The following is a 17,864-nucleotide window of genomic DNA, read 5'->3' on the forward strand; positions in this document are numbered from 1 at the left end:
GCGTGCCCCGGATGGCCGAAGGGTAGTGCTGGCGCCGACAGGAAAGGTTCGCGCGGACCGCGCGGAGTTCTCGGAAAGGCCGGACGTACTCATGGCACAGCCCTTCTCACTGCCGGATTTCTATGTGCCGTATCCGGCACGCCTGAGCCCTCATCTGGAGGTGGCCCGCGGCCATACCCGGGAGTGGGCGCGCGGGATGGGGATGCTGGAGGGATCCGGCATCTGGGAGGAGAAGGACCTGGAGGCCCACGACTACGCGCTGTTGTGCGCGTACACCCATCCCGACTGCTCGGCCGAGGTCCTCTCCTTGGTGACCGACTGGTACGTGTGGGTCTTCTTCTTCGACGACCACTTCCTGGAGCTGTTCAAACGCACCCCGGACCGCGAGGGCGGCAAACGGTATCTGGACCGGTTGCCCGCCTTCATGCCGATGGAGCGGGGTGCGGCTACGCCGGAGCCCACGAATCCCGTCGAGGCGGGTCTGGCCGATCTCTGGGCGCGGACCGTGCCGGGCATGTCCGATGCCTGGCGGGCGAGGTTCGCGGAGTCCACGGAGAATCTGCTCAACGAGTCCCTGTGGGAGCTCTCGAACATCAACGAGGGCCGGATCGCCAACCCCGTCGAGTACATCGAGATGCGGCGCAAGGTGGGCGGTGCGCCGTGGTCGGCGGGGCTGGTGGAGTTCGCGGCGGCCGCTGAGGTGCCGGCGTCGCTGGCCGACGCGCGTGCGCTGAGGGTGCTGCGGGACGCGTTCTCCGACGGGGTACACCTGCGCAACGACCTGTTCTCGTACCAGCGGGAGGTAGAGGACGAGGGCGAGAACAGCAACGGGGTGCTCGTCCTGGAGACGTTCCTGCGCTGTTCCACCCAGGAGGCGGCCGAGGCGGTCAACGATCTGCTGACCTCGCGCCTCCAGCAGTTCGAGAACACCGCTCTGACGGAGCTCGGGCCGCTCTGCGCGGAGAAGGGGCTCACCCCCGACGAGACGCTGTCCGTCCTCGCGTACGTCAAGGGGCTGCAGGACTGGCAGTCGGGCGGCCATGAGTGGCACATGCGTTCCAGCCGCTACATGAACGGCGGTGGCGCGGGTGAGAGCGTGCCCGGCTTCGGCATGGCCGCCGCTTCGCTCCGCTTCACGCCGCGTGCGGAGTCCGCCCGGCTGCGCAGCCACACGCATGTGCCCTACCGGCATGTCGGCCCGTCCCTGCTGCCCGACTTCGACATGCCGTTCACCACGACGCTGAGCCCGCACCTGGACGGGGCCCGGGTGCGGATCGTGGACTGGTCGCGCCGGATGGGGCTGCTGGAGGCGCAGCCGGGTGTGCCGGGTTCGCACATCTGGGACGAGGAGCGGCTCGTCGCGACGGATCTGCCGCTCTGCGCGGCGGGGTTGCAGCCCGATGCCACACCGGACGAGCTGGATCTGTCCTCGGGGTGGCTGACCTGGGGGACGTACGGCGACGACTGGTTCCCGGTGGTGCACGGCCGGACGCGTGACCTGGCCGGGGCGCGGCTGGCCAACGAGCGGCTGTCGCTGTTCATGCCGCTGGACGGCGCGCCCGTGCCGGATCCGGTCAACGCGCTGGAGCGAGGTCTGGCCGACCTCTGGGAGCGGACCGCCGGACCGATGGACGGGAGTGCGCGGCGTGCCTTCCGTGAGGCGGTGGAGTCGATGACCGCGAGCTGGCTCTGGGAGCTGGCGAACCAGGCGCAGAACCGGATCCCGGATCCGGTGGACTACATGGAGATGCGCCGGGCGACGTTCGGTTCGGATCTGACGATGAGCCTGTGCCGGCTGGGACACGGCAGGAAGGTGCCGGACGCGGTCTACCGCAGCGGTCCGCTGCGGTCCCTGGAGAACGCGGCGGCGGACTACGCCTGTCTGCTCAACGACCTGTTCTCGTACCAGAAGGAGATCGAGTACGAGGGCGAGGTGCACAACGGCGTCCTGGTAGTGCAGAACTTCTTCGGGGTGGACTATCCGACGGGAGTGTCGATCGTGGACGATCTGATGAACTCACGGATGCGCCAGTTCCAGCACGTCGCCGAACAGGAACTCCCGGTGATGTACGACGACTTCGGTTTGGACGCGGAGGCGCGGGAGATCCTGGCGGGCTATGTCGTGGAGCTCCAGCACTGGATGGCGGGCATCCTGATCTGGCACCGGGACTGCCGGCGTTACCGCGAGGAGGATCTGCGGCGGGGCACGGGAACCCCGTGGCACCTCAGCGGTCCCACGGGGTTCGGTACGTCGGCGGCGAAGGTGACACAGCTGCTGGCCACACAGGGACGTTTCAGCCTTGCTGGAACAGCTCGGCCGGAAGTGGCTTCAGCAGTGCGTACAGATCGTCGGTGATGGGGCGGTCCCAGCTTGCGATGGTGACGAGCACGCCGTCGCTCCTGTCGAACTGAACGCAGGAGATACGGCTCTCGGAGAGCTTGACGCGGCGCACGATCAGCAGGCTGTCACCCTGCATGACGGGCATGTCCTCGGTGCCGGTCACCTCGACCGGTTCGTCGTTCTCGAGTGCGAGGAGGAGCTGTGCGACCTCGAAGGGGACCTGGCCCTCCTCGGTCTCTCGGGCCGGCGAGCCCTCCGGCAGATTGCCGATGATCATCGCGGGGCCGCGGCCGCCGAACAGGTCGTACCGCAGGAAGACGCCCTGGCAGCTTCCGTCGGGTGCGGGGAGGAGACCGGCGCCGAGGTTGCCGGGCCAGTCCCCCGGGTCCATGGCCAGGACGTCGAAGTCCGGGCCCGCGGGTGTGGCGGCGCTACGGCGGCGGAGGAAGGACATGGGGCCATGTTACGTGTCCCGGCTCACGTTGCTGAGCCGGGCGCCCCTCGGACCTGCCGCGCGGATCACGCCGGGCGTGCGGGCGCCGGAGGCCGGCCGGTCTCCGCGGCCAGCGCTTCCAGCACCTCGACGGCCTCGGCCGCCCGCGCGTACGGGACGAACAGGTGGTCGTGGTGGTATCCGGCGACCACGTTGCAGCTCACCCCGGCGTCGGTGAGGGCCAGGGCGACCGCGGCCATGAGCCCGACGGCGTCCAGGGCGGAGTGCACACGCAGCGTGATCCAGCCGGCCACGAAGTCGTACGCCAGGCCGGCCGCCACCGCGTCCGCCTCGGGGAGTACGAGCGTCAGCCCCTCGCGCTCGGCGACGGTGGCCACGGGGGTGACCCCGGTGGGCATCCCCCCGTCCGGGACGGTCGTGAAGACGTAGCGGCCGGGGTTCAGATCCGGTCGCATGCTCCGCAGCAGTGTTCGAAGATCTCGCTCGCCCGTCATGGACACCACGCTACGGCTGTCCGCGCCCTCGACGTCGGACGAGACCGCCCGCGCCCCCGCGCCGGTCGCCCTGATGCGGGGCGCGGCGGGGCGAGTAAGCCATTCAGGCACGCCATGTATCCATACGCTCACCTTGCGTGGCAGTGGGGGTTCATCGCCCATAGCTTCGGCTCATGAGAAGAAAACACATCAAATGCCTGGTGGGTGTCACCGTCACCGCTGCCACAGCCCTGGGTTCGGCCACGGTGCCCACCGCCGCCGCCGGGCACGCCGACCACGTGGTGCGTCCGGGCGCTTCCATCCAGAGCGCCGTGAACGCCGCGAGCCCCGGCGACACGATCGTCGTCCTGCCCGGCACCTATCGCGAGAGCGTCCTGATCAAGACGCCGGGCCTGACCCTGCGGGGCATCGGGGACGGAACGGTGATCCGGCCGGCCGCGACCACCACGAGGGCCGCCAACGCCTGCGCCACGGGGGGCAACGGCATCTGCGTCATCGGCACCAAGGGCCACACCGTCGACGGCGTCGGCATCCACTCGCTGACCGTCTCCGGATTCAAGAAGAGCGGCATCTGGGCCTCCTGGACCGACGGACTCACGGTCCGCCAGGTGACCGCCGTGAAGAACGGCACCTGGGGCATCGCCCAGGAGCGGTCGACCCGTGCCGCCTTCCTGCGCAACACCGCCACCGGCAACGGCGACGCGGGCGTCTTCGTCGCCAACTCGGTCAGCGAGGAGGGCGGGGCCACCGACACCCGGGGGACGGAGATCCGGGAGAACACCCTGAGCGGGAACCGCATCGGCGTCACCGCCCGGCGGGTCAGGAACCTCGTGATCGACAGCAACCGCATCACCGCCAACTGCAGCGGTGTCTTCGTCGTGGGTGACGAGTCCAAGCCGGCGGCCGGTGCCATGACGATCAGCGGCAACCGGATCGTGAGGAACAACAAGTTCTGCGCGGCGACGCCGCGGCTGTCGGCCATCCAGGGCTCGGGCATCGTCCTCACGGGCAGCGAGCGCACGGTCGTACGTTCCAACGTCGTCCGGGACAACGTGGGTGCCACCCCGCTCTCCGGCGGCATCCTGCTGTTCAAGAGCTTCGTGGGTGCCCTCAACACCGACAACAGCGTCACGCGGAACCTCGTGCAGGGCAACAAGCCGGCCGACCTGGCCAACCGTGACACCGCTGGGAAGGGCAACACCTTCGTCAGCAACACGTGCGGGACATCTGTACCGGCCGGGATGTGTGCCGAGTAACGGCGGCACCACCGCACCAGGAGAAACGAGACGGTATGACCACTGTCAGTCCCACCCCCGAGACCACGCCCGTCACCTCTTCCCTCACCGTCCCCTCGGCGCCCGCCGCCTCCGCCCCCGCCTCCCAGGCCCCGCCACCGGCCATGCGGCTGCGGGAGCTCGCGTTCGGGGCGGCCTGCGCCGCTGCCGTCCGTGCGGCTGCCAGGCTGGGCGTCGCCGACGCGCTCGGCACGACACCCGCCACGGCTGCCGAGCTCGCCCTGGTCGTGAACACCGAGCCCGTACCGCTGCGGCGGCTGCTGCGGGCCCTGAGCTGCTACGGGATCTTCAGCGAGACCGAGGACGGGAAGTTCGTCCACACGGAGATGTCCCGGCTGCTGCGCGAGGACGACCCGAACAGCCTTCGGTCCATCTCCCTGTGGTGCACGGAGCCCTGGACCTGGGAGGTCTGGCCGCGCCTCGACGACGCGGTGCGCTCCGGCCGGAGCGTCTTCCCGGAGACCTTCGGCAAGGGCTTCTTCGACTACCTCCACCAGGACGCGGGCGAGTCCGCCCAGATCTTCAACCGGGCCATGACGACGTCCAGTGTGCAGTCCGCGCGGGACGTGGCCGAACTCCTCGACCTGACCGGGGTGTCCTCGGTCGCGGACATCGGTGGCGGCCAGGGGCACGTGCTCGCGAGTCTGCTGGAGAAGCACCCCTCGGTCCACGGCACGCTCCTGGACCTGCCGGGTGTCGTGGCACGCGCGGACGCCAGGCTGCGGGACGGCGGTGAACTGGCCGGCCGCGTACGGATCGTGCCCGGGGACTGCCGTGAGGACATCCCGGTCGACGTGGACCTCTACATCATCAAGAACATCCTCGAGTGGGACGACGAGAGCACCCGCAGGACGCTGCGCAACGTGGTCGCCGCGGCCCGTCCGGGCGCCCGTGTCGTGATCATCGAGAACCTCGTCGACGACACCCCGTCGATGCGGTTCACCACCGCCATGGACCTGCTGCTCCTCCTCAACGTGGGCGGCGCGAAGCACACCAGGGAGAGCCTGGTCGGCCGGCTGTCCGAGGCCGGTCTGCGAATCGGCGAGATCCACCCGGTCAACGCGTATCTGCACGCGTTCGAGTGCGTCGTACCGGACTGACGTCCCGGGCTCACCACGCGATCGCCCCGGGTCCGGCACGAAGGTGCCGGACCCGGGGCGATCGTCCGCGTGTCAGGCGCCGTCGCGCTGCCACCGGTAGAACTGCTGGGCCATCGCGTCCTTCGGACCGCGCCAGGTCTGCGGGTCGTAGGGGCTCACGAAGGCGGTGAGCCGTTCGCTGACGGCCTTGAACTCCGGGTGCTCCGTCACCTTGGCGATCTCCGGGCCCGGCGGGCGGTCGGACTCGATCAGGTGCAGGTAGACGTCTCCGAACTGGAACAGCGTGCGCCTGTTGACCCCCACGAGGTGGGGGAGCTCGGTGTCGTCGGAGGCCGCGAAGAGCTCGGCGATGTCCGGGGCGGACTCGGGTGCCATCCGGGCGACGATCAGTGCGTGGTGCATCTGGCTGCCTTTCGGGGCATCAGTTGGCCGGGACCGAGGCGGAGCGGCGCTCGCGGTCGCGCTGCTCGATCTTGTCGCGGATGAGTTCCAGCTGGACGCGGGAGTTGCGGTTGATGTTGTCGGTCATCCACGCGTCGTCGACCGGCGCGTCGGGCCGCATCGCGAAGTCCTGGCGCCAGTGCATCTTCGTGCCGCCCGGGACCTCGGTGTACTCCCACCGGATGTCCATGTGCTGGAACGGTCCGGGCTCGACCCGGCGGGCGCTCACGGTGCGGGCCGGGCGGTCGGTGGTGCGCTCCGAGACCCAGCTCCAGACCTTGCCGTTGTCGTCCGGGTGCATGGTGAGCCGGAAGGTCGTCTTCTGGCCCTCCCGCTTGATCACCTCGACGGACGCGTACTCGCTGAACAGCTGCGGCCAGTGCTCCAGGTCGTTCGTCATGTCCCAGACGAGGTCGAGCGGGGCGGCGATGGTGATCTCGTTCTCCGTGTGTCCGGGCACGTCAGGCTCCTGTCACGAGGGTGTTGTTGACGAGGTCGAGGAACTCGCCGGGGGTCTTGCAGCGGTCGGCGTCGGCCGGCAGCGGGCGGCCGAACCGGTTCTCCAGCACGGCCACGATGCCGAGCAGGCCGAGCGAGTCGAGGCCGTACTCGTCGAAGGCCGAGCCGGGACGGCTCTCCATCGCCAGCGGGTCGACGGTGAGGCCCGCGCCGTTCTTCATCAGCGCGGCCAGTTCTGCGTACGTCAGTTGAGCGGTCATGAGGAACTGCTCCTTCTCACAGAGGGGTGTCGGTGGGGCGCCGCAGGACCAGGGCCGCGTTCGAACCCATGAGGCCCCGGCTGAGCACGAGCGCCGTCCGCAGTTCCGCGGGGCGCGCACGGCCCGTGACCACGTCGATGTCGTGGCACACCTCGAAGACGTTGGGCGTCGGCGGGATCAGGCCGTGCTCCATCGCGAGCACCGCGGCGGACGTGTCCAGCACGGGGGCCCCGCAGTAGGCGCGGCCGATGCCGGTCTTGGGCGCGGTGACCGGTACGCGCCGCCCGTGCGCGCCGAGGGCGTCGGCGATGGCCAGTGCCTCGGCCCGGTCGGCGGCGGGAACGCCGAGGGCGTCCGCGAAGACCACGTCGATCTCCTCCGGCGCGCAGCCGGCCTCGGCCAGCGCTCCCTCGATGGCGTGGGCCAGTCCTTCGCGGGACTGCTCCCACCGGGACGCGCCGGTGAAGGTGGCGCAGTGGCCGGCCAGTTCGGCGCGGACCCGTGCCCCGCGCCGGCGGGCCGCCGTCTCCTCCTCGACCACGAGCATCGCGCCGCCCTCGGCGGGCACGAATCCGCAGGCGTCGGAGGTGAACGGACGGTAGGCGCGGGTGGGCTCGTCGCAGACGCTGAGGTCCTCGTAGCCGAGCTGGCAGACGACCGAGTACGGCGCCAGGGGCGCCTCCGCGGCGCCGACGACCACGGCGTCCGTGCCGCGCCGGATGGATCGCGCGGCGTGCATGAGCGCGTCCAGGCCGCCGGCTTCGTCGCTGGCCACTACGGCACAGGGTCCCTTGAAGCCACCGCGGATCGAGATCTGGCCGGTGCTGGCCGCGTAGAACCAGGCGATGGACTGGTACGGCCCGACGTAGCGGGAGCCCTGTCCCCACAGCCGTTGCAGTTCGCGCTGGCCGAATTCACCGCCGCCCGAACCCGCGGCGGTGACCACGCCGACGCTGAACGGGGCGTCCTCGTAGTCGGCGCGGCCGAGCCGTGCGTCGTCCAGTGCGAGGTCGGCGGCGGCCATCGCGTAGTGCGTGAAGCGGTCGGTCTGGACGAGGTAGCGCTCCTCGACGAACTCGACCGGGTCGAAGTCCCTGACCTCGCCCGCGACACGCAGCGGAAGGTTCTCACAGCCTTCGCGGGAGACCAGGTCGAGGACGCTGACGCCTTCCTGCGTCTGCTTCCAGAAGGCGCCGGCGCCGGTCCCGTTGGGGGCGACGACACCGATCCCCGTAACGACGGATCGCCGGTGTGTCCGGGTGTTCATGGGGTCCTCCCGCCTGGTCGGGTCAGGGCGACGGCCGACTGGAATCCGCCGAACCCGCTGCCCACCGAAAGCACGCTGCGCAGCTTCAGGGGCCGTGCGGTGCGCGGCACGTAGTCGAGGTCGCACTCGGGGTCCGCGGTCTCGTAGTTGGCCGTCGGGGGCACCGTCTGGTGCCGAAGGGCCAGGACGCACGCGGCGATCTCGATCGCTCCGATGGCGCCGAGCGAGTGGCCGACCATGGACTTGATGGAGCTCATCGGCACCTTGTACGCGTGTGCGCCCAGGGCCCGTTTCACCGCCGCCGTCTCGTGCCGGTCGTTCTGCTTGGTGCCCGAACCGTGCGCGTTGACGTAGTCGACCTGCGAGCCGTCGATCCGGCCGTGTGCGAGGGCCGTGTTGATGGCCTCGGCCATCTCCAGCCCTTCGCAGGTCAGCCCGGTCATGTGGTAGGCGTTGCCGAAGGTGGCGTAGCCCGATATCTCGCAGTGGACGGTGGCGCCGCGGGCGCGGGCGTGTTCGAGCTCCTCGAGTACGAGGACGGCTCCGCCCTCCCCCATGACGAACCCGTCCCTGCGGGCGTCGAACGGCCTGGAGGCGTGCTCCGGGTCGTCGTTGTTCGCCGAGGTCGCCTTGATCGCGTCGAAGCACGCCACCGTGATGGGGGTGATCGGCGTGTCGGACGCGCCGGCGACGCAGACGTCGACCCTGCCGTCCTCGATGGAGTGGAAGGCGTAGCCGATCGCGTCGAGGCCGGAGGTGCAGCCGGTGGACACGGTCTGTACGGGCCCGTGGGCGCCGACCTCCTCGGCCACGGCCGAGGCGAGGGTGCTGGGCGAGAAGGCCCGTTCCAGATGGGCACCCGCGGGCCGGTGGTCGACGTCCCAGCGCGCACCGCTGCCGCTGACGGCGACGTAGTCCTTCTCCAGGCGGGTGGTGCCGCCGACCGCGGTGCCGAGGGACACCCCGATGCGCCAGGGGTCCTCCTTCTCGAGGTCGAGCCCGGCGTCGCCGAGCGCCTCCCTGGCAGCCACCAGGGCGAACTGGACGTACCGGTCCGAGCGTGCGATCAGGTCGTCGTCGAGGCCGTGGGCCACGGGGTCGAAGTCGCACTCGGCGGCGATGCGCGAGCGGAACGCCGCCGGGTCGAAGAGGGTGATGCCGCGTGTCGCGGTGCGGCCGTTGGAGAGCAGGTCCCAGAACGCCGGGGCTCCGATCCCGCCGGGCGCGACGACACCGACTCCGGTGACCGCCACACGTCGAGTCATGACGCGGCCCCCGTTCGTTCTGGCGGTGCGTATCCGTCGCTGGGGTCCGCGCCTTCCGTGACCTCGGTGTCGACGTGGCCGAGCTCGGGGCGCGGGGCGAGCGGGCCGAGGTGGAAGACCATGCGCGCGTCCACGTCACCCACGTTGCGGAAGCGGTGGCGGACGTGCGGGGGGATCAGCAGGCCCTGGTCGGGCCGCATCGGGTGCGGTTCACCGTCCAGGTCCACCTCGAGGAGTCCGTCCACGACGTACACGAATTCCTCCGAGTACGGGTGGTAGTGCTCGCCGATGCGCTCTCCGGGACGGACGATGGCCAGCCCCATGAAACCGCTGGTGGCACCCACCGCCGTCGGTGTGAGCATGGCGCGCAGGTCGCCTCCGCGCCTGCGGTTGGGCTGTGTTTCGCTGAGGTCCACGATGCGGGGCCGGTGCGTGGTCATGACTGCTCTCCTCCAGGCGCGTGGTGCGGTGTGACGGCATCGCGGGGCGGTCCCCTCCGGTGCCGGTGACTCGGTTCAGGACTCGGCGGCCCGACGGTCGGTGATGAGGCTCATCTCGGCCTGCGCGAGGAAACGCGCGGCCTCCGCGTCCGTGGTGGGCAGGCCGTTCGCACCGCCGTCGAGGAGCCGGCCGAGCATGGCGGCCTTGCGGTCGCCGCCGATGCCGAGCGCCTGCGTGGGCTGGGCGTCGAACGGGCCGCTCACTTCGAGGAGCCGCACCACGATGTCGTCGCGCTGGAAGATGGTGCTGCTCTCGATGGGGCTCGCGACGTCGTCCGCGACCTCCTCGTCCTGGCCGGCGAGCAGCCGGGCCAGCGCCATGCCACAGCCTTCCTTGGCCTGGTAGAACAGCGCGTGCCGCTGGACGTCCGCGGCGGCGTGACGGCCGGCCTTCACGTGGTGGACCGTCGGGAGCGCGGCCCGGGTGAAGAACATCCGGGCCGAGTCGGGGTCGCTGAGGTCGCGGTCCTGCTCCAGGTACGGGTTGATGGCCTCCTCGACGGCCCTGACCTCGGGCTGACGGGAGACGTGGCGCAGTGCCGCCATCAGGTCGCCCTCGACCTCCACCGCCCGTACGACACGGTTGCCGTGCACGAAGAGCGAGGTACGGCACAGCCGGGTGTTCTCGTCGACGCGCGCCTGCGGGGAGTCGTAGTCGGCGAGGATCTTCGCGACCATCTCCTCCGTGCCGGGCTTCACCGTGAAGGTGAGCGCGTGGCGTACCACGCCGTCGCCCAGACGCGGGGCGGCCTGGAGGCCGCCCTTGGCGGGCCCGGGGGTCCGCTGCTCGAAGGCGACACCGGTCTCGCGCAGGACGCTGAAGCGGAGGGAGCGGGTGTCGCGTACGCAGCTGTGCAGCGGCTGCACCGTCGCGACGTGCTCCTCGCTGTTCACCCAGGCGAGGAAGGGCGGGGCACTCTCCCACTCGCTGGTGATGAGCCACTGCGAGGGGTTCTCGATGGACTGGCACAGCTGGTCGCTGATGTGTCCGGGGATCGAGGCCACCTGGTTGCGCATGTGCTCGTACGCCTCGAGGAACTGGTTCTGGGCGCCGTCGTGCAGGTCCAGCAGCAGTATGACCCGGAGCCTCGAACCGTCGAAGGCGGACTGAGATATCCGTTCCGAGAGGGTTGTCATCTTTCGCTCTCCTTCGAGACGGTGCGGCGGCCACGTCGGCGGGCCGTCCTCATCCGTCGGTTTCGGTGGAAGCGCAGCAGGTCCCTGTCCGCTGACGCGTGACATCCGCCCCCGCATCGCGAGTTCGCTCCCGCGACTGATCGTGGAACGCTGGTACGGGCGGCGCGAGATTTATGAACCGTTCAGGTGAGGCGATGACCGAAGCCTCCGTGCGAGGGCATGGACACTGCATCCGTCCTGCGTCCGAGCTGGAGCAACTGATGAACGAGAACGTCGAGCACCGCGTACCTGTCCTCATCGTGGGCGGCTCCCTGGTGGGCCTGTCCGCCTCCCTCTTCCTGAGCCGACTCGGCGTCCGCCACCTGCTGGTCGAGAAACACGCGAGTACCTCGACCCATCCGCGCGGGCGCGGCAACAACGTCCGCACGATGGAGTTGTTCCGTGCCGCGGGCGCGGAGCGGCGGATCCGGGAGGCCGCCTCGGTGCTGGCGGACAATCACGGGATCCTCCAGGCGGGCTCGCTCACGGGCGACGACCAGGAGTGGCTGTTCAAGGAGATCGACCCGGGCGGCGGGCTCGCCCGCTTCAGTCCGAGCGGCTGGTGCCTGTGCAGCCAGAACGACCTGGAGCCCGTGCTGGTCCGCCAGGCCCGTGCCGAGGGCAGTGAGCTGCGGTTCTCCGCCGAGCTGCTCACCTTCGAGCAGGACGCGGACGAGGTGAGGGCCGTGGTGAAGGACCGGGAGACCGGGGAGCACACCAGGGTGCGCGCGGACTACATGGTGGCGGCCGACGGCCCGCGCAGCCCGATCCGGGAGCAGCTGCGGATCGGCCGGTCGGGGCCCGGTGACCTGTTCCACAACGTGAGCATCACCTTCCGGTCCCGGCGGCTCGCCTCGGTGGTGGGTGACCGGCGCTTCATCGTCTGCTATCTGACGAACCCCGACGCGGACGGGGCGCTGCTGCCGGTGGACAACGAGGAGCGGTGGGTGTTCCACGCGCCGTGGCAGCCCGGCCGGGGCGAGACGCTGGAGGACTTCACCGACGAGCGGTGCGCGGAGCACATCCGCAGGGCTGTCGGGGATCCCGGTCTGGATGTCGAGATCACGGGCAAGGCCCCGTGGCACGCCGCGGAGCGGGTGGCCGAGCGGTACGGGGCGGGCCGGGTGTTCCTGGCCGGCGACTCGGCCCACGAGATGTCCCCCACCGGGGCGTTCGGCTCGAACACCGGTATTCAGGACGCTCACAACCTGGCGTGGAAGCTGGCCGCGGTGCTCGACGGCTCGGCGGGACCCGCGCTCCTGGAGACGTACGAGGCGGAGCGGCTGCCGGTGGCGCAGGCCACGAGCGCGCGTGCGTCGGCCCGGTCGGGGGAGCACAGCCACCCGGGTTACGCCGGGTCCCCCGGGCCGGGAGGCGGGCGCAAGGGCGGCATGCTCACCGTCGCGCTCGGCTACCGCTATGTGCGGGGGGCGGTGGTCGGTGCCGATCCCGCACTGCCGGTGGTGCCCGAGGGCATGGGGCTGTCGGGTGAACCCGGCACCCGCGCGCCGCACATGTGGGTCGGCCTGGACGGGAAGCGCGTGTCGACGCTGGATCTGTACGAGAGGTCGTTCGTGCTGCTGTGCGATGCCGGGCACCCGGAGTGGCGTGCGGCGGCGGCCCAGGTGGCGGAGCGCCTGACGGTCCGTCTGGACGCCTTCGCGATCGGTTCGGAGCCGGGTGCCGATCTGGAGCCCGCGGACGGCGCGGACTGGGCCGCGGCCCACGGCACGAGCCCGGAGGGTGCCGTGCTCGTGCGCCCCGACGGTTTCGTGGCCTGGCGGTCCGAGGGTGCGGTGGTGGACACCGAGGCGGCTCTGCACGAGGTGCTGACGGCGCTGCTCCACCGCGGTTGACGGCACCCGGCACCTCGTCCGGCGTGTTCACCTCGTGCCTTCACCCCACGCCGAACGCCTTCAGTGCGGCGAGGAACGCGTCCGGGTCGTCGCCGCGCACGAGGTGGCCGGCGTCGGCGCGGACGTACTGCCCGCCGGGTGTGTGGCGGGCCATCCACGCCGGTTGCTCCTGATCGAGGTGGCTGCGGGCCCCGCCGACGACGAGCGTGGGTGCGGTGATCTCGCCCGGTCGTTCCCGTGCCGCCGGGTCGGGGGCGTGATGGGGCGGGTGCTCGGGGTGACGAGGGTGAGGGTGCGCAGTCGTTGAAAGGGCATCGCGGCGTGGAGCGCGGCCGGGCTGCGGGACGCAAGTGGCCGAGCAGATCGATCTGTTGGAGGCCGAGGTGTACGCGCGGGGCCTCGACGTTCGTCGACGAGCCGGTCGCAGCGGCACGTCGACGGGTCGTCCGGGGCCGCGGAGGCCCCCGGTGCCGCGCAGATCGAGGAGGACCGACCGATGGGTGCGGGACAGTCCGCCGAGGTCGCCGAGGTAGCGGGCCGCCCGCATCGGGCCGCCGGGCAGACAGATCAGCGGCCGGCCCTCGCCCGCCAGGTGGTAGGCCAGTTCGGTCCCGTCGTATGTGCGGAAGGTCGGCATGCCTGCCATCCAGACAGGGCGGTCGGCCGGGTGCGGCGCGTACGCCCCGGGCGATCAGCGGGGTGCGGTGTCCTGGAGCAGCCGGGCGGCCGCCTCTCCGGCCCGGTGGGCGGGGTCGGGTGTTCCGGAGATGGCCGCGGTGACGATCGCGCCCTCGGCGAGCAGTACGTACGCGGCGGCCGACGCCTCGGGCCCTCCGGCGGCCACGACCAGTCCGGTGACGTAGGTGCTGAAAGCCTCCTTGTGGCGGCGGGCCACGTCGGCGACGGAGGGGTCGACCGCGCCGAGTTCGCCGAAGGCGTTGACGAAGGCGCAGCCGCGGAAGCCCGGCTCGGAGAACCACTGGTGGAGCCAGTCGTAGACGGCGAGGAGCCTGTCCCGGGGTGCGGGGCGGCTGTCGACGTACGCGGCCAGCCGAGCGCGCCAGCGGGTGTCGCGCGCTTCCAGGCAGGCGCGGACGAGTGCCGACTTGGAGGGAAAGAGCCCGTACAGGCGTTTGAGCGAAAGGCCTGAGGCGGCGCGGATCTCGTCCATGCCGACCGCCTGGACCCCGCGCTCGTAGAACAGGTCCTCCGCGGCGTCGAGCGCCGCGAACCGTGCCTGGGCGAGGTCCATCGGGGGCTCCCTTGCGTGAGAACGTTCGTTCTCCTAGAGTACGGCAGCGTACGAGGAGAACGTACGTTCTCAGCTGGCGCCGGAGGAGACACCATGACCGCACAGCCCCTCATCCCGCCGTTCACGCGGAGGTCCGCAGTCCAGAAGGTGCGTCGAGCCGAGGACGCCTGGAACACCCGCGACCCGGAGAAGGTCGCACTCGCCTACACACCGGATTCCCGCTGGCGCAACCGCGCCGAGTGGGTCACCGGCGGGAAGGAGATCGTCGCCTTCCTCACGCGCAAGTGGGCCCGGGAGCTGGACTACCGTCTCGTCAAGGAACTGTGGGCGCACGACGGTGACCGGATCGCCGTGCGCTTCGCCTACGAGTGGCACGACGGTTCGGGGCAGTGGTTCCGCTCGTACGGCAACGAGAACTGGGAGTTCGACGGCGGCGGGCTCATGCGCGCGAGGCACGCGTCCATCAACGACCTGCCGATCACGGAGTCCGACCGGCGCTTTCGCTGGCCGCTGGGCCGGCGGCCCGACGATCACCCGGGACTCACCGATCTGGGCCTCTGACCAGCCTCTTCTCCTGGGGGACGTCGCCCCTCTTGCCAGGGCGCCGCACATCCTGAATTACTGCTCCCAGGAAGATCGACCGAATGATCGGTCGTCCGCCCCGGCGAGAGGATCACGCGCATGACGGCTCTGCTGGACCCGGCCGAGCGGCTCGGCCGCGACGAGCTGGAGGCGCTGCAGCTGGAACGGCTCCGGGGCACCCTGCGGCACGCGTACGACAACGTCGGTTTCTACCGGGCGGCCTTCGACGGGGCCGGTCTGCGGCCCGAGGACTGCCGTACGCTCGCCGATCTCGCCCTCTTCCCCTTCACCGTCAAGGCCGACCTGCGCGACAACTACCCCTTCGGGATGTTCGCCGTGCCCGAGGACCGGGTACGGCGCCTCCACGCGTCCAGCGGGACGACCGGCCTGCCGACGGTGGTCGGATACACCGAACGCGATCTGGACACCTGGGCGGACGTCGTCGCCCGGTCGATCAGGGCGGCGGGCGGCCGGCCGGGCCACAAGGTGCATGTGGCGTACGGGTACGGACTGTTCACCGGTGGTCTGGGGGCGCACTACGGGGCGGAACGCCTGGGCTGCACCGTCATTCCCGCGTCCGGCGGCATGACGGCACGGCAGGTGCGGCTGATCCAGGACTTCGGGCCCGAGATCATCATGATCACGCCCTCGTACATGCTGACGCTGCTGGACGAGTTCGAACGCCAGGGCGTCGATCCGCGTACGACCTCCCTGAAGGTCGGCATCTTCGGCGCCGAGCCGTGGACCGAGGAGATGCGCGGCGAGATCGAGGACCGGTTCGCGATCGACGCGGTCGACATATACGGGCTGTCCGAGGTGATGGGTCCCGGTGTCGCGCAGGAGTGCGTCGAGACCAAGGACGGTCTGCACATCTGGGAGGACCACTTCTATCCGGAGGTCGTCGACCCGTTCACCGGCGCGGTGCTGCCGGACGGCGCGGAGGGTGAGCTGGTCTTCACCTCGCTCACCAAGGAGGCCATGCCGGTGATCCGCTACCGGACCCGGGACCTGACGCGGCTGCTGCCCGGTACGGCACGGGTGTTCCGGCGGATGGAGAAGGTGACCGGGCGGAGCGACGACATGGTGATCCTGCGGGGGGTGAATCTCTTCCCGACCCAGATCGAGGAGATCGTGCTGCGCACCCCGGGCGTGGCGCCGCACTTCCAGCTGCGGCTGACCAGGCAGGGGCGCATGGACGCGCTGACCGTGCGGGCCGAGGCGCGGGCCGGTGCCACCCCGGACGAGCGGGCGGCCGCCGCGCGGCTGATCGCGGCGGCCGTGAAGGACGGGGTCGGGGTGACGGTCGGGGTCGAGATCGTGGATCCGGAGACGCTGGAGCGGTCGGTCGGCAAGATCAGGCGGATCGTCGATCTCAGGGACGCCGGCTGAGGACCGCGCGGCCCTCATGAGCTCAACGTGAGCGTGAGCCCGTGAGGGTCGCGAAGACGACGACGTTGCCCTGGTAGCCGGACTTCCTGGTGAAGGCGCCGCCGCAGGTGATCACCCTGAGCTCGGGCCGGACGGAGGCACCGTAGACCTTCTTGTCGGGGAACCTCTCCTTGTCGTAGACCTCGACGGCGTAGACGGTGAACACGGCGGTGCTCAGGTCGGCCCGGCTGATCTCGATGGTGGCGCCCTTGCGTACGGTCCCCAGCCGGTAGAAGACGCCGGGACCCATGCGGGTGTCGACGTGCCCGGCCGTGACGGCGGTGCCCACGGAGCCGGGGACGGTTCCGCCGGCGTACCAGCCCGCGAGGACCGGGTTGTTGTCGGGCGGTGGCCGCAGGGCTCCCGCCGCGTCGAGGGCGAGCTTCATCAGGGGTGCGTCCACCCCGAGGGACGGGACCCGCAGCCGGACCGGTTCCGACCGTGGCAGCGGCCGTACGGCGGTCGGGGTGGCACCGCGGGTGAGGGCCGTTCGGGCGGGGGCCGGTGTCGCCATGGGTGTGGCCGGCGCGGGACGTGTCGGTACGGGGCGCAGGGGCGCGGGGCGTACGGGTGGCCGGGGCGCGAGCGCCGGTGGTACTGGGTCGGCGCGCAGGTAGCCGGGCGGCACGGGGGCGGGGCTGACCGGCGCCAGGTAGGCGAGGGCGCTCGCGGGGGCCGGGGACGAGTCGCCGGGCGGCGCGGCCGTGTCCGGCGAGCCGCCCGCGGCGGGGGGTGCGGGAGCCGGGGCGGACCGGGCGGCCGGCGGCTGCGGCGGGTTCCCGTCACGTGTTCCGCTGATCACCAGGGCGGTGCCCGCCACCAGGGCCCAGACGAGGTGTCTGACGGCTGGGAACGCCTGCGGTGAGGTGCTGGTCCTGCGCCCGGATTCCATCGCGTGTGCCTCTGCTTCGCCGCGGGTGGGTGGGGAGTCCGCGGGCCCCGGACCGGTGTGGCGTCCGGGGCCCGCGCGACAGGGCTCGTACGGTTCGGGTCAGTCGCCGACGGCTGCCGTCCGGCGCCGCATCCTCACCACTCCCCCGGCCGCGGCTCCGGCGAGCAGGACGCTTCCCGCCGTCAGTTGGATGCCCTGGTCCGTGGGGACGCCGAAGCCGGCGTCCACGGCGCCGGTCGGGGCGCGGCCGACGATCTCGTACGTGTCGGTGAGCTTGATCCGAGGCGGGCACTTCACGGTCACCGTGTCGGTGCCCGGTGCGGTTCCTGCCGGGATCTCGAACACACCGACGAGTACGCCCGGGCGTTCGCCCGCGAAGAGGTGGAAGTCCCCTGCGGCCTCCGAGACGCCCTTGCCGTAGATCTCCTTGCCGCAGGCTCTGGTGCTGACGGTGACCCGCGTGCCCGGCGACGCCTTCCCCGGGCGGATGTGAATGCCCTGTCCGCCGGCGGGGGCGTCCGCCGCGACCGTCGCCCGGGCCGAGGGGGTGTCCACCGCCTCCGCGGCCGGGACCGAGGAGGCGTCCGCCGCCACCGCGGCCGGGGCCGGGAGGGCGAGGGCTGCGACGGCCAGACAGATACCCGCACCGATGCGTGTGTTGCGCATGAGGATCCTCCAACGGGAGCAGGGTCCGGCCTGTCTGCGCGGCGCCTCTGCTGTGCTCCGCTCCCGAGGCAACCCACAGCTCGTCACCTCCGCAACAGGACGCGTGGACCCCGGCTTCACCCGCCCAGGCGCAGGA

General features: G+C 71.1%; 19 protein-coding genes. 6 read left to right on the forward strand and 13 right to left on the reverse strand.

Translation table 11 applies throughout. The features are described 5' to 3' along the window. Window positions 1–91: 91 nt before the first annotated feature. Window positions 92–2,356 (forward strand): germacradienol/geosmin synthase, encoded by a 2,265-nt coding sequence (locus tag ACFWVP_RS29725; protein ID WP_384501064.1) that lies wholly within the window; start codon window positions 92–94, stop codon window positions 2,354–2,356. Here the strand turns inward: ACFWVP_RS29725 and ACFWVP_RS29730 are convergent. Both ACFWVP_RS29730 and ACFWVP_RS29735 read right to left on the reverse strand, forming a co-directional pair. After that, window positions 2,295–2,795 (reverse strand): hypothetical protein, encoded by a 501-nt coding sequence (locus tag ACFWVP_RS29730; protein ID WP_307123115.1) that lies wholly within the window; start codon window positions 2,793–2,795, stop codon window positions 2,295–2,297. The genes ACFWVP_RS29725 and ACFWVP_RS29730 overlap by 62 nt on opposite strands. 65 nt (window positions 2,796–2,860) lie before the next feature. Then, window positions 2,861–3,289 (reverse strand): ACT domain-containing protein, encoded by a 429-nt coding sequence (locus ACFWVP_RS29735; RefSeq protein WP_384501097.1) that lies wholly within the window; start codon window positions 3,287–3,289, stop codon window positions 2,861–2,863. A gap of 173 nt (window positions 3,290–3,462) precedes the next feature. Between ACFWVP_RS29735 and ACFWVP_RS29740 the strand changes: the two genes are divergently transcribed. Then, window positions 3,463–4,545, forward strand: coding sequence for a nitrous oxide reductase family maturation protein NosD (locus tag ACFWVP_RS29740; RefSeq protein ID WP_384501065.1), 1,083 nt, complete (start codon window positions 3,463–3,465; stop codon window positions 4,543–4,545). A gap of 35 nt (window positions 4,546–4,580) precedes the next feature. Next, entirely contained in the window at window positions 4,581–5,684 is a 1,104-nt protein-coding gene (locus ACFWVP_RS29745) for a methyltransferase (RefSeq protein ID WP_384501066.1), read from the forward strand. A 72-nt stretch (window positions 5,685–5,756) separates the two neighbouring features. On the opposite strand, the gene ACFWVP_RS29750 is transcribed toward ACFWVP_RS29745, so the two are convergent. From ACFWVP_RS29750 to ACFWVP_RS29780, 7 genes are all read right to left on the reverse strand, one after another. Then, the gene (locus tag ACFWVP_RS29750; protein WP_384501067.1) at window positions 5,757–6,086 is read right to left on the reverse strand and encodes a TcmI family type II polyketide cyclase; all 330 of its coding nucleotides are present in this window, start codon (window positions 6,084–6,086) and stop codon (window positions 5,757–5,759) included. Between the two features lie 19 nt (window positions 6,087–6,105). Further along, a complete protein-coding gene (locus tag ACFWVP_RS29755) occupies window positions 6,106–6,585 on the reverse strand; it encodes an SRPBCC family protein (RefSeq protein WP_384501068.1) in 480 nt (159 codons plus the stop codon). 1 nt (window position 6,586) lies between these two features. Beyond that, a complete protein-coding gene (locus ACFWVP_RS29760) occupies window positions 6,587–6,844 on the reverse strand; it encodes an acyl carrier protein (RefSeq protein WP_384501069.1) in 258 nt (85 codons plus the stop codon). A gap of 16 nt (window positions 6,845–6,860) precedes the next feature. Further along, entirely contained in the window at window positions 6,861–8,111 is a 1,251-nt protein-coding gene (locus ACFWVP_RS29765) for a ketosynthase chain-length factor (protein ID WP_384501070.1), read from the reverse strand. Beyond that, window positions 8,108–9,376, reverse strand: a complete 1,269-nt coding sequence (locus tag ACFWVP_RS29770) for a beta-ketoacyl-[acyl-carrier-protein] synthase family protein (protein ID WP_384501071.1) — start codon at window positions 9,374–9,376, stop codon at window positions 8,108–8,110. Before ACFWVP_RS29770 ends, ACFWVP_RS29765 begins: the two co-directional genes overlap by 4 nt. Further along, on the reverse strand, window positions 9,373–9,816 hold the full coding sequence (locus ACFWVP_RS29775; RefSeq protein ID WP_384501072.1) for a cupin domain-containing protein: 444 nt from the start codon (window positions 9,814–9,816) through the stop codon (window positions 9,373–9,375). Before ACFWVP_RS29775 ends, ACFWVP_RS29770 begins: the two co-directional genes overlap by 4 nt. Window positions 9,817–9,891: 75 nt before the next feature. Then, entirely contained in the window at window positions 9,892–11,013 is a 1,122-nt protein-coding gene (locus ACFWVP_RS29780; protein ID WP_384501073.1) for a SchA/CurD-like domain-containing protein, read from the reverse strand. Window positions 11,014–11,273: 260 nt separating this feature from the next. Between ACFWVP_RS29780 and ACFWVP_RS29785 the strand changes: the two genes are divergently transcribed. Further along, window positions 11,274–12,908: an FAD-dependent oxidoreductase gene (locus ACFWVP_RS29785; RefSeq protein WP_384501074.1), complete on the forward strand. Its 1,635-nt coding sequence runs from the start codon at window positions 11,274–11,276 to the stop codon at window positions 12,906–12,908. A gap of 40 nt (window positions 12,909–12,948) precedes the next feature. Here ACFWVP_RS29785 and ACFWVP_RS29790 read toward each other — a convergent pair whose 3' ends face one another. Beyond that, the gene (locus ACFWVP_RS29790; protein ID WP_384501075.1) at window positions 12,949–13,545 is read right to left on the reverse strand and encodes an alpha/beta fold hydrolase; all 597 of its coding nucleotides are present in this window, start codon (window positions 13,543–13,545) and stop codon (window positions 12,949–12,951) included. A 54-nt stretch (window positions 13,546–13,599) separates the two neighbouring features. Next, the gene (locus tag ACFWVP_RS29795) at window positions 13,600–14,160 is read right to left on the reverse strand and encodes a TetR/AcrR family transcriptional regulator (protein ID WP_384501076.1); all 561 of its coding nucleotides are present in this window, start codon (window positions 14,158–14,160) and stop codon (window positions 13,600–13,602) included. A 93-nt stretch (window positions 14,161–14,253) separates the two neighbouring features. Between ACFWVP_RS29795 and ACFWVP_RS29800 the strand changes: the two genes are divergently transcribed. Together ACFWVP_RS29800 and paaK are read left to right on the forward strand one after the other, a co-directional pair. Then, on the forward strand, window positions 14,254–14,721 hold the full coding sequence (locus ACFWVP_RS29800) for a DUF1348 family protein (RefSeq protein ID WP_384501077.1): 468 nt from the start codon (window positions 14,254–14,256) through the stop codon (window positions 14,719–14,721). A gap of 120 nt (window positions 14,722–14,841) precedes the next feature. Next, the gene (gene paaK, locus ACFWVP_RS29805) at window positions 14,842–16,131 is read left to right on the forward strand and encodes a phenylacetate--CoA ligase PaaK (protein ID WP_384501078.1); all 1,290 of its coding nucleotides are present in this window, start codon (window positions 14,842–14,844) and stop codon (window positions 16,129–16,131) included. A gap of 22 nt (window positions 16,132–16,153) precedes the next feature. Here the strand turns inward: paaK and ACFWVP_RS29810 are convergent, their stop codons facing one another. Further along, a complete protein-coding gene (locus ACFWVP_RS29810) occupies window positions 16,154–17,062 on the reverse strand; it encodes a class F sortase (RefSeq protein ID WP_384501079.1) in 909 nt (302 codons plus the stop codon). A gap of 99 nt (window positions 17,063–17,161) precedes the next feature. Then, window positions 17,162–17,728, reverse strand: a complete 567-nt coding sequence (locus ACFWVP_RS29815) for a sortase (RefSeq protein ID WP_384501080.1) — start codon at window positions 17,726–17,728, stop codon at window positions 17,162–17,164. Between the last annotated feature and the right edge of the window lie 136 nt (window positions 17,729–17,864).

Origin of the sequence: Streptomyces sp. NPDC058637, from assembly GCF_042717325.1 — a bacterium.
Classification (GTDB): Bacteria; Actinomycetota; Actinomycetes; order Streptomycetales; family Streptomycetaceae; genus Streptomyces.

Excerpts from the sequence above, each read along its gene's own strand:
- paaK (WP_384501078.1), top strand. The coding sequence starts at position 14,842 with ATGACGGCTCTGCTGGACCCGGCCGAGCGGCTCGGCCGCGACGAGCTG.
- ACFWVP_RS29730 (WP_307123115.1), bottom strand. The coding sequence starts at position 2,795 with ATGTCCTTCCTCCGCCGCCGTAGCGCCGCCACACCCGCGGGCCCGGAC.
- ACFWVP_RS29815 (WP_384501080.1), bottom strand. The coding sequence starts at position 17,728 with ATGCGCAACACACGCATCGGTGCGGGTATCTGTCTGGCCGTCGCAGCC.
- ACFWVP_RS29785 (WP_384501074.1), top strand. The coding sequence starts at position 11,274 with ATGAACGAGAACGTCGAGCACCGCGTACCTGTCCTCATCGTGGGCGGC.
- ACFWVP_RS29810 (WP_384501079.1), bottom strand. The coding sequence starts at position 17,062 with ATGGAATCCGGGCGCAGGACCAGCACCTCACCGCAGGCGTTCCCAGCC.
- ACFWVP_RS29795 (WP_384501076.1), bottom strand. The coding sequence starts at position 14,160 with ATGGACCTCGCCCAGGCACGGTTCGCGGCGCTCGACGCCGCGGAGGAC.
- ACFWVP_RS29760 (WP_384501069.1), bottom strand. The coding sequence starts at position 6,844 with ATGACCGCTCAACTGACGTACGCAGAACTGGCCGCGCTGATGAAGAAC.
- ACFWVP_RS29775 (WP_384501072.1), bottom strand. The coding sequence starts at position 9,816 with ATGACCACGCACCGGCCCCGCATCGTGGACCTCAGCGAAACACAGCCC.
- ACFWVP_RS29740 (WP_384501065.1), top strand. The coding sequence starts at position 3,463 with ATGAGAAGAAAACACATCAAATGCCTGGTGGGTGTCACCGTCACCGCT.
- ACFWVP_RS29725 (WP_384501064.1), top strand. The coding sequence starts at position 92 with ATGGCACAGCCCTTCTCACTGCCGGATTTCTATGTGCCGTATCCGGCA.
- ACFWVP_RS29765 (WP_384501070.1), bottom strand. The coding sequence starts at position 8,111 with ATGAACACCCGGACACACCGGCGATCCGTCGTTACGGGGATCGGTGTC.
- ACFWVP_RS29735 (WP_384501097.1), bottom strand. The coding sequence starts at position 3,289 with ATGACGGGCGAGCGAGATCTTCGAACACTGCTGCGGAGCATGCGACCG.
- ACFWVP_RS29770 (WP_384501071.1), bottom strand. The coding sequence starts at position 9,376 with ATGACTCGACGTGTGGCGGTCACCGGAGTCGGTGTCGTCGCGCCCGGC.
- ACFWVP_RS29745 (WP_384501066.1), top strand. The coding sequence starts at position 4,581 with ATGACCACTGTCAGTCCCACCCCCGAGACCACGCCCGTCACCTCTTCC.
- ACFWVP_RS29780 (WP_384501073.1), bottom strand. The coding sequence starts at position 11,013 with ATGACAACCCTCTCGGAACGGATATCTCAGTCCGCCTTCGACGGTTCG.
- ACFWVP_RS29750 (WP_384501067.1), bottom strand. The coding sequence starts at position 6,086 with ATGCACCACGCACTGATCGTCGCCCGGATGGCACCCGAGTCCGCCCCG.
- ACFWVP_RS29800 (WP_384501077.1), top strand. The coding sequence starts at position 14,254 with ATGACCGCACAGCCCCTCATCCCGCCGTTCACGCGGAGGTCCGCAGTC.
- ACFWVP_RS29790 (WP_384501075.1), bottom strand. The coding sequence starts at position 13,545 with ATGCCGACCTTCCGCACATACGACGGGACCGAACTGGCCTACCACCTG.